Source organism: Pedobacter sp., assembly GCF_045627485.1.
Lineage (GTDB): Bacteria > Bacteroidota > Bacteroidia > Sphingobacteriales > Sphingobacteriaceae > Pedobacter.
In genome coordinates this window covers 1-9,538 of sequence record NZ_JAZQNU010000033.1, presented here as the reverse complement: position 1 = coordinate 9,538, position 9,538 = coordinate 1, and the positions used below count along the sequence as shown (strand labels likewise).

General features: G+C 41.6%; 8 protein-coding genes. All 8 read right to left on the bottom strand.

Going from position 1 to position 9,538, the window contains the following annotated elements:
* Nucleotides 1-60: 60 nt before the first annotated feature.
* The gene (locus ACR2F3_RS02650; RefSeq protein ID WP_432708429.1) at nt 61-2,397 is read right to left on the bottom strand and encodes a hypothetical protein; all 2,337 of its coding nucleotides are present in this window, start codon (nt 2,395-2,397) and stop codon (nt 61-63) included.
* A 228-nt stretch (nt 2,398-2,625) separates the two neighbouring features.
* Entirely contained in the window at nt 2,626-3,435 is an 810-nt protein-coding gene (locus tag ACR2F3_RS02645) for a carbon-nitrogen hydrolase family protein (RefSeq protein WP_432708428.1), read from the bottom strand.
* A gap of 73 nt (nt 3,436-3,508) precedes the next feature.
* Nucleotides 3,509-3,961, bottom strand: coding sequence for a putative quinol monooxygenase (locus tag ACR2F3_RS02640; RefSeq protein WP_432708427.1), 453 nt, complete (start codon nt 3,959-3,961; stop codon nt 3,509-3,511).
* A gap of 161 nt (nt 3,962-4,122) precedes the next feature.
* Complete coding sequence (locus tag ACR2F3_RS02635) at nt 4,123-5,877, bottom strand: ATP-binding protein (RefSeq protein ID WP_432708426.1); 1,755 nt, start codon at nt 5,875-5,877, stop codon at nt 4,123-4,125.
* The gene (locus ACR2F3_RS02630; RefSeq protein ID WP_432708430.1) at nt 5,874-7,001 is read right to left on the bottom strand and encodes a sensor protein KdpD; all 1,128 of its coding nucleotides are present in this window, start codon (nt 6,999-7,001) and stop codon (nt 5,874-5,876) included. Before ACR2F3_RS02630 ends, ACR2F3_RS02635 begins: the two co-directional genes overlap by 4 nt.
* Before the next feature lie 11 nt (nt 7,002-7,012).
* The gene (locus tag ACR2F3_RS02625; protein ID WP_432708425.1) at nt 7,013-8,050 is read right to left on the bottom strand and encodes a porin; all 1,038 of its coding nucleotides are present in this window, start codon (nt 8,048-8,050) and stop codon (nt 7,013-7,015) included.
* 98 nt (nt 8,051-8,148) lie between these two features.
* A complete protein-coding gene (gene kdpC / locus ACR2F3_RS02620) occupies nt 8,149-8,712 on the bottom strand; it encodes a potassium-transporting ATPase subunit KdpC (RefSeq protein WP_432708424.1) in 564 nt (187 codons plus the stop codon).
* Between the two features lie 60 nt (nt 8,713-8,772).
* On the bottom strand, nt 8,773-9,538 hold a 766-nt coding region (locus ACR2F3_RS02615; RefSeq protein WP_432708423.1), incomplete at its 5' end, for an HAD-IC family P-type ATPase.

The window sequence follows — 9,538 nt, the reverse complement described above, 5'->3', positions numbered from 1 at the left end:
AGGTTAGCTGACTGAGTGTTGCTCTGATAAATCATGTGATCTGGTGAATAACTAACCAAGTCAATACGGTCTTTTGGCTGTCTTTTCGTTAACGGAACATAAGTCGGATCGTAGCCATGTCGTTCTGTGAGCCAAGGAGTTGTCCCTCTCTATTGTCTTCCTAAGACCGCTTGGCCTCCGACTTAGGTTAGCTGACTGAGTGTTGCTCTGATAAATCATGTGATCTGGTGAATAACTAACCAAGTCAATACGGTCTTTTGGCTGTCTTTTCGTTAACGGAACATCGCTGATGAGGTCTTTAAATTCTTCATGAACGACAGCCTCCATCTTTGGTGAAAAATTTGTGATCGCTTCTATTTCCTGGTCCGCATTTCGAACAAATTTTACGCTGTCTACAAACCAGGCATGGCCACATGCCGACGGATTCAATACAGCGGTCAGCCTTGGCGTTTGTTCATCCCTCATGATGATGTATTTTGTATTCATCATACCCAGAATGTCCTGATTGATCGTATCCTTGAATTGTACTTCCACTAACTCTTCGAATCGTTTTAACCTCACGGCCGAATAACCTCCAATTGATTTGTGGAAATAAGGTGTAGTAGCGTCACTAAGAATACTTTGACTCAGGTCAATCACCTTATAATTTGGATCCTTGTCTTCCAGGATCAATTGGTCGACCTCACGTAACTGTGGCGGATTAACGTCTTGTTGTGCTACGAAACTATCAAAGTTCAAATAGCGTTTGTCTACACTCCACATATCGACGGCAATCAAGACGAGGAGGGCAATAGAAAGTCCTGTTTTTCCAACCTTGTTTTTAAGAAAAGCCCATAGCAATGTAAATCCTAGAAGAATATAAAAGCAGGAGCGCAGCGCATCAGACTGTGCTGCAGTTTTTCGATCCATAACCAGCGCGTTTCCTATGGAATTGGAGGTCGCGTCGTCAATTTTAAGCGCCTGGCTTAATTGCGTAATGAAGCTTTGGTGATCGCTTGATTTAAAAGATAAGAGCAGTTCTGGAACAACCGCGACTAATAAACATAATCCGCCAGTAATATACAATGCGATCTTTGCCTTGGCTAACAGCCAGGTTTTGTTAGTATGGTAAATCACCTCGTTCACGGTGAGCAAAGCCAGCATGGTAAAACACAAGGCGCCAACAGCAAGAATTGACTCCACTGCCCTGAATTTGTTGTACAAGGGGAAATAGTCGAAGAAAAGATCAGATACATATGGCCAGTTTTTCCCAAACGACAACAACATGGTCAACACCATCACTATTGCCAGCCACCATTTTATCCTGCTTTTGACGATTATTAATCCCAGGGTGAACAGAAAACAAATTACTGCACCGAAATAAAATGACCCTTCTGTAAAAGGCTTGTCTCCCCAGTAAAGCGACAGACTTCCAGCGATGTAGGCGGCCTGGTCTGGTGCTGCACCTATCCCAATTAACGTTTTGGTTACCTCCGATCCCTCTTCTGCATGCCCTCTCGAGCTTCCACCATAAGCATTAGGGATTAAAAATGTGATACATTCTTTCACCCCTTGACTCCACTGATAAGCGTACTCTTTTGACAGGCCGGTACTCGGCTTTGCTGTTTGCTGGGTTAAATTGGAGTGGCCGCGAATGGTTTCTTCGCCATATTCATAGGTACTCCATAAGGACGATGCATTAACACTGACAGCAAGTAAGGTAGCCATTGCGGCATAAGCAACAGACTTCAAGAACACCTTAAATTCCTTTTTCCGGATCGCATGATAACACTCGATTGCCACTAATACCAAGATGGCTAACATGAGGTAATACGTCATTTGGATATGATTTGCTCTGATTTCCATTGCGAGGAACAGGGCGGTTAATGCAGTTCCCAGAAGATATTGTCTCCTAAAAATCAATAAGATGCCTGCAATGACCGGCGCAAAAAAAGCGATCGCAAATACCTGATTAGCATGTCCGGCTGCAATTAAAATGATATTATAAGAAGAGAATGTAAAGGCGATAGCCCCGGTAGCTGCTAGCCAGGGGTTAAGTTTAAGCACCGAGAAGAGTAAATAAGTCCCCGTTAGTAATAACAAAACGGTGCCCACTGGTTTGGGGAGGGTATGGTTAACTGCGTTTACCATCCATGTTGTTAGGTTATTGGGATACGGCGCCCAGATCTGAAAAGTAGGCATCCCCCCATGGATTTGATTGGTCCACAGAATAGTCTCTCCCTTTGCCTTATAATCATTTATTTCAGTTTGCGTAGACTGTGCGCGGGTTACATCATTTTGACCAAGCGATTTACCCAGGAAAGCTGGATTAAAATAAATGAAACATATTGCGAAAAACAATACCATAACAGTGAGATGCGCGCTATTCTTATTAAACCAGGGCTTTATGATTTTCATTGTCCATAAATATATATATAAGTACCAACTACGTGGTAAAGTTGCTGGTAGAATTAACGGCTCAGATGTTACAATGCCAGAATAAAGTGTTGTTTAAGTTGGTGTTAGGCAGGACAATAATTCTTATTGCTCGTAACGGACAATAGATGTCAGGCAACGAACATTGTCCGCTGTTCACAATGGAGACTAACCTTAGCGTGAAGTATTATTTAATTCTTACTTCAGCTTTTATCTTTTGGCAGCATTCATCGTGCTATATAGTTCTGGTTTAAACCTTTTCGCTAACAAGCCAGTAGCCAGCTCCGGATCAATCTCTCCTACAATAATCCCTGTCCTCCCATAGGCCTCATGCAAAATGCAATTGCCTTGAGGGTCAATGATGGCACTAGCCGATTCTGGGAAATCTGATGAATAATTTACGCTCGCAAAATATATGGTGTTTTCCAAAGCGCGCATCATCATGGCCTTTTCATAGTAAGGATTATTTTTATTACCCCATTCAGTAAGTTGTGGACCATTGGTATTGCTACCCGTAAAGTGAGGATGGAAGACGAGCTGTGCGCCCTGTTGTGCCGACCACCTCACGGATTCGGGGTAACGAAACCCTTCATGGCAGATGGTAATGCCGAACTTCAGGCCGTTTAATTCAAATATGGATCTTTCTGTGCCCGGTACCCAAAGGCTATCTTCTGAAGGATCCAGCTGGTTTTTAGTTTGGTACCCCATAATTTCGCCCGTTGCAGAAACAACATAGGCAAGATTTACGAGCTGTTGATTAATATAACCATCCATAGGAACAATGATGGCAATCCCCTGTTTAGCCGCAATCCAGCACACTTCCGCTAAGGCTTTTTTTAAGCTTTCATGAGTTTGGTCTGCAGGTCTATACCCCATACCCGGATATCCAGGAAGAAATGATTCTGGGAAACAAATAATTTCGGCCTGCTGCCCTGCAGCTTCCTGAGTCATCTCTTTCAGGATAGTTAGGCCTTCGGCTATATTTTTTGGAAATGGGGGCGATGCTAAAGCAATTTTCATAGCAATTATTTAAGCTTTATTTTTCATGCATAGAGAATCCAGAAACGATACTTACTTGTAACTAAAACCCTTGTTACTGTGATTTTTTAAAAATCTCCAACATCGTCTCTTTGTCCAGCACAGTCATGTCTACCAGTTTTAAAGACTTTATCATTTTCAGCGTTTCTGTTTTGTAATGCAAAAAATGTGGTGTCTTCAAGTGTGATTCGTAAGCAGCCTTACTCGCATAAATTTCAAGGATTCTTATCTGGTTAGGCTTCTCGTTTATAAACATCGGGAATATGGAAATTACTCCGGGCTCTAATTTAACCGATGTTTCCGCTCCAGTTTTAAGGATTTCCTTATAAGCTTCCAGGTATTCAGGAATAACCTCTATTTCTGCTATGCGTACTAACATATCGTTATTCAAATGCATTTTAATTGCAGGTTTGGATACTTCTACATCCCTTTTTTGGGCGCGCAAATTCAGAGAAATAGCAATAAGTGCCAAAGTGATTGTTAAATAGGGTAGTATGCCTTTTCTCATGATTTGAATGGTATTTATTTAAGCTAACCATGACTGGGATGTTTTCTATATCATCACCTTAATGTACCTGCAGTTCAGCCTAAATAAAATTACGTTTTTCCCTGCATTCTTAAAGGTATAATCTCAAATAAAGGATTTTCTTTATGAAGAGGTCAAATTCATTAAACCTTGTTTGATGATGGTAATGAAAAGCAGAAACGACTGCCTTCGCCAATGGCTGATTCAAGCCAGATTTTTCCCCCTTGTGCTTCAATGAAATCTTTTGAGATGGACAATCCTAAGCCTGATCCAGATTTATTATTCCCATCTGTTGGCACTTGAAAGTATCGCTCAAATAGTCGCTTTTGATACTGTTCATCTATTCCTTTCCCAAAGTCGCGAACAGAAAATTCTATACGGGGGCCATTTTCTATAACCTGAACTACAATCCTTGATTTTTCTGCACTATAACGCAAGGCATTCGATAAAAAATTCACCAATACCCAGGCTGTCTTTTCGGTGTCAACATTCACTTGGGGCAGGTTGTTCCGGCTTACAAGTTCCAGTTCAATTCCACGTTGCTCTGCCTGAAATCTCACGGTATCCATCGCATATACAACAATTTCCCGTGGATCAGTTTTTACAAAATTCAGCTCCAGGTTACCAGTTTCCACTTGTGCCAGGTCCAACAATTCACTGGTTATCTTTAATAGCCGGTCGCTATCCTCTTTAATATTTTGTGTTAACACCTTCTGTTCCCCGTTCATTAACCCAACCCTTTCATCTTCCATCAGCTTTAAGCTCATTTTGATAGAGGAAATGGGTGTTTTAAGTTCATGAGAAACCGTAGCAATAAAGTTGGTCTTCGCTTCATCCAATTCTTTATACTTCGTAATATTCTTCAATATGTAAACTTCGCCTGCAGCGCCACCGCTCTGGCTAACCCCCTTCTCTAGGTAATCACCTGGCAGTAGAATCTGCCTCCGTTCAAGCTGAAAATAGGACTCCTTATGATCAGCATATATCTTTAGCGGTTTCTCCTCACTGTCAACTTGCACAATCTTCTTTAAAAGGTCGTTTTTATTCATTACTTCTGTTGCATTTAAGCCAATCGTTTCCTTTATATTCAGATTTAATAATTGGCCAGCAACCTTATTTAAGAATAAAATCTCATTTCGCTCATTCACTCCAATAATGGCGTCCTGCATATGTTCAATAATCGCTTCTATACGTAGTTTTTCAGATGTAATCTCAGCCAGATTACTGTTCTCCCAATGGTTAAGCTTAGCAGCCATTACGTTAAATTCAGAGGCTAATTCTGAGAATTCATCATGACCTTTAAATTGTAATCGCTGTTTGTAATTCTTTTTGCTTATTTCCTTTAGCGCAGCTGAAAATTCCTTCAAAGGATTCGCTACAAAGCCAGGGAAGTTTACGCTGAAAGACAATAAGATCAGAAAGCAAAGTGAAGCAGAAAATACGATGTAGAGGGTCGCTTTTTCTACAGTGGCCTGAGCAGCTTGATTTTTCCGCACTATCGCATTCATATTCAACTCGTCAATGCTGTTTAATTGTTTTCTTACCTCTTGCAGAGCGAGCTGTTTGAGTGGGGCGCTTATGTTGGGGTCAATAACACGCTGAAAAGCAGCCTGCAGCTTTTTTACCGCCACGGCTTCTCCATTTTCGGTCACGTTTCGCTGTTCTCTATGAAGTTGTTCTTTAAATAAAGTTTCTGCCTTTTCATTAAGCGGTAAGCTGTTTTCGTCAATTATGGCGTGCATGACGCGTGTATACATTAATGACTCATAATTGTCCACCAGGATCGCCTTTGCGGTAACTGAAATCTTTTTGACATTTACCAGGGAAAATGCGCCAAATAAGATCACCATCACAAATAGGAACCCGAACCCAAGGTTTAGTTTAGTTTTTATTTTCATGATACTATGACAAGGTCGGTTTGGGTTTTAGATATTGTTTTGAGTAACTGGTTGAAAATTGCAGTTTGCATGATGATTTGTAAGAGGTTTAAATGCGGTTTGCCTATACAAATCGTCGTCACTTCTTTTTCCATGGCTATTCTGGTTATGGTTTGCGTAACGTCATCATTTTTGATCTTTATTACTTCTGCACCAAGTTCAGTGGCTAACTTGAAACTATTAATTAAGTGGCGCTGCAGGTCAAGCTTAATTCTGTCACTACTTTCTTTTGTTCTTTGCACATATAAAACAATCCAGGGCGAACTATAATAAGAGGCTAATCTTGCTGTTTTGCGAATGATAACCTTAGCCGTCTGGTGATTAGTGGATATGCAAGCCATAAATTTTTCTGGACGAAGTTTAATCTGGTGAGGCACTTCCACATTGATCTTTCTTTGCAGATGATGAGCCACTTCTTTTAAGGCCAGTTCACGAAGTTGTAATATTTTTTCCGGCTGAAAGAAATTATTTAATGCCTGTTCAATTTTACTGGAATCATAAATCTTACCTGCTTTTAAACGATCGATCAACTCGTCAGCCGTTAAGTCGATATTCACTATTTCATCCGCCGCTTCCAGAAGTTTGTCGGGTATACGTTCTGTTACAGCAATTCCCGTAATCCTTTCAATCTCTTCGTTCATACTCTCCAGATGCTGGATGTTCAGTGCCGATATCACACTTATTCCTACATCCAGAATATCTAAAACATCCTGCCAGCGTTTCGCATTTTTGCTGCCCTCCACATTGCTATGTGCAAGTTCATCAATAATTACAGCATCCGGATGAATATTAATGATGGCATTCATATCCATTTCTTCCAGGTATTTACCTTTATAGTAAAGCTGTCTCCTGGCAATCATCGGAATACCATGAAGCAGTGCTTCGGTTTCTAAACGCCTGTGGGTTTCGATATAGCCAATCTGAATATTTATGCCGTTTTTTAGTAAAGCATGTCCTTCTTGCAGCATGCGGTAGCTTTTACCTACTCCAGCGCTCATTCCAAGATAAACCTTAAACTTTCCTCGTCTTGATTTTTTGATCAAGTCGAGGAAGTTTTTTGTAGAATTTGAAGAATCTGAGTTCATCATTAGTTCAATTAAAAGGATACCGCAAAACTAGCTGTAAGGGTGGTATTTGTGCTTTGGGCATCGTAAAGCTTTTCTTCTAACCTGAGCACAGCATTTGGGAGAGGAGAAAAATCAATGTTTAAAGAATAACCCCTCCCATTAAAACCTTCTGGTATACCTGTTGCAATGAAAATACCGTTTTTATCTTTATAATTCTCTACCCTTCCCGCAACGGCCCATTTATCGCTTATTTTGTACTGGGCTATAGCCACCGGTGATATTACTTCACTCTTTTCGTCACTACCCCGTGCTTTTTGCTGGGTGCCATAATCAAGTCCAACCGTAAGGCCTAATTGATCTGTGAACTGAATGATTCCATAAAAATTATGGTAAAAACGCCTTACACGAACCGAATCAGCGCCTTCCGAACCCAGATAATTGCTGTAATTTAGCGTGACACGTGCTGAAGGTTTCCAAATTAGCTGTAACCCACCTGCAGGGAGGCTGTTGCTGTTTTGGCGCGTAATTCTTTGCCATCCATTAAGGTATAAGGCGGTAAACGTCAGTTTACCATCAGTGGTGCCGTAGGAAATCTTTGCACCAGATTCATAATACGGGGTGTTTTCTGATGAGATATTGCGCGTTAGCACCCAGCAGTCTTTGGATATTGCGCTTTCAAAACCAATGTGGGAGGGAAATACTCCTGCGTCAAGCCATAAATTTGCTGTTTTTGACAATCTTACCCCGGCATTTGCTTCAAAGATATTTTTCAAAACGCCTGGTTCTGCGGCCAGATTAGCATTGGTGTATGTTCCGGTCATTAGTGCCAGGTTGGCCCTAATGCCGTCATTGTCGTAAGTGCCCTTAATAAAACCGAGGTTAAGGTTAACTTCATTGTGTCTGTTATGCGAATAGATAAAGCCGGGTCTGTTATTGTCTGCTGGTCTATTATAATCATAGCCAAAATATGTTTCCAGGTAACCGCTTACCTTAATTCTAGGTTCATCTTGTCCGTAGGCAATAAAACTGGTTGCTAATGCTGCTCCTAATGTTAAAATTTTCTTCATGTTATTGTTAACTGTTGATGTTGGGATTTCCAATCTCCGCCACTTGACCCATTGTTGGCAAACGCATAGATCAAGCGGCCGAGAGGATTTTGTATAGATTATTTTAGTTGGTCCAGTGCTAAATTCAATTGTAGCACATTAACCGTTGTAGGACCAAACAGGCCTAGAAATGGCCCTTTCGTATGCTCAACGACGAGCTCGGCTATTCTCTTCTCGTCAACACCCCGGTAAGCAGCAATTCTTCTGATCTGAATGGTGGCACTTTGTTCTGAAATATCAGGGTCTAAACCACTGCCAGATGCCGTTACCAGGTCTGCTGGGATGCTTTCTTTTTTCAGGTAGGGGTGGTGCTTTAGCAAGGTGTCAACCCGGTTAGCTACTTCTTCCAGATATGCCCCATTAGACGGCCCCTTATTGCTACCCCCGGAACCCGCAGCGTTATAGCCTGTTGCTGATGGCCTGCCCCAAAAGTATTGCGGTTGCGTAAACGACTGCCCAAGCAACGCATAACCTTTTACCTCTCCGTTTACCACCACCTTTTCTCCACCGCCTTTACCTTTCGAAAATCCTCCTGCAAAGGCTACCAATAAGGGATATGCTACGCATAGCAAGGCTATTAATACTGCGGTTAACCGTAAAGATTGTACTATATATTTTTTCATCAGATTATTTATTTTGTAAAAGTTTTAAAATTATCATAAGGCTAAATTTTTATTGTTGTGTTAAACGAAGAGGCCGACCAGCATATCGATTAGTTTAATGCCTATAAAAGGGGCAATTACACCACCCAATCCGTAAATAAGGAGGTTTCTACGCAACAGTGCGCTTGCGCCTATAGGCTTGTAATCCACACCTTTTAACGCTATGGGAATCAGAATTGGAATGATGATCGCATTGAAGATCACTGCCGACATGATGGCGCTCTCCGGACTATGAAGGCCCATTATATTCAGGCTTTGCAAGGCTGGAATGGAAGCAATAAACAATGCTGGAACTATAGCGAAATATTTAGCCACGTCATTAGCGATGGAGAAGGTAGTAAGTGTTCCCCTGGTGATTAATAACTGCTTGCCAATCTCTATGATTTCAATAAGTTTAGTGGGGTCATTATCCAAATCGACCATGTTCCCCGCTTCCTTAGCGGCCTGCGTTCCGCTGTTCATGGCTACGCCAACGTCTGCCTGTGCCAGTGCTGGCGCATCATTTGTTCCGTCGCCCATCATGGCCACCAGTTTACCGTTGGCCTGCTCATGTTTAATGTAGTTCATTTTATCCTCGGGCTTAGCCTCCGCAATAAAATCATCCACGCCTGCTTTTTCAGCAATAAACTTTGCAGTTAAAGGGTTGTCACCCGTCACCATCACTGTTTTTACACCCATTTTACGTAGACGCTCAAAACGTTCGCTTATGCCTGTTTTAATGATATCCTGAAGTTCAATTACACCCAGTGCCTGCTCGTTCATGGAAACGACTAAAGGCGTACCGCCA

Excerpts from the sequence above, each read along its gene's own strand:
- ACR2F3_RS02635 (WP_432708426.1), bottom strand. The coding sequence starts at position 5,877 with ATGAAAATAAAAACTAAACTAAACCTTGGGTTCGGGTTCCTATTTGTG.
- ACR2F3_RS02645 (WP_432708428.1), bottom strand. The coding sequence starts at position 3,435 with ATGAAAATTGCTTTAGCATCGCCCCCATTTCCAAAAAATATAGCCGAA.
- ACR2F3_RS02640 (WP_432708427.1), bottom strand. The coding sequence starts at position 3,961 with ATGAGAAAAGGCATACTACCCTATTTAACAATCACTTTGGCACTTATT.
- kdpC (WP_432708424.1), bottom strand. The coding sequence starts at position 8,712 with ATGAAAAAATATATAGTACAATCTTTACGGTTAACCGCAGTATTAATA.
- ACR2F3_RS02650 (WP_432708429.1), bottom strand. The coding sequence starts at position 2,397 with ATGAAAATCATAAAGCCCTGGTTTAATAAGAATAGCGCGCATCTCACT.
- ACR2F3_RS02625 (WP_432708425.1), bottom strand. The coding sequence starts at position 8,050 with ATGAAGAAAATTTTAACATTAGGAGCAGCATTAGCAACCAGTTTTATT.
- ACR2F3_RS02630 (WP_432708430.1), bottom strand. The coding sequence starts at position 7,001 with ATGAACTCAGATTCTTCAAATTCTACAAAAAACTTCCTCGACTTGATC.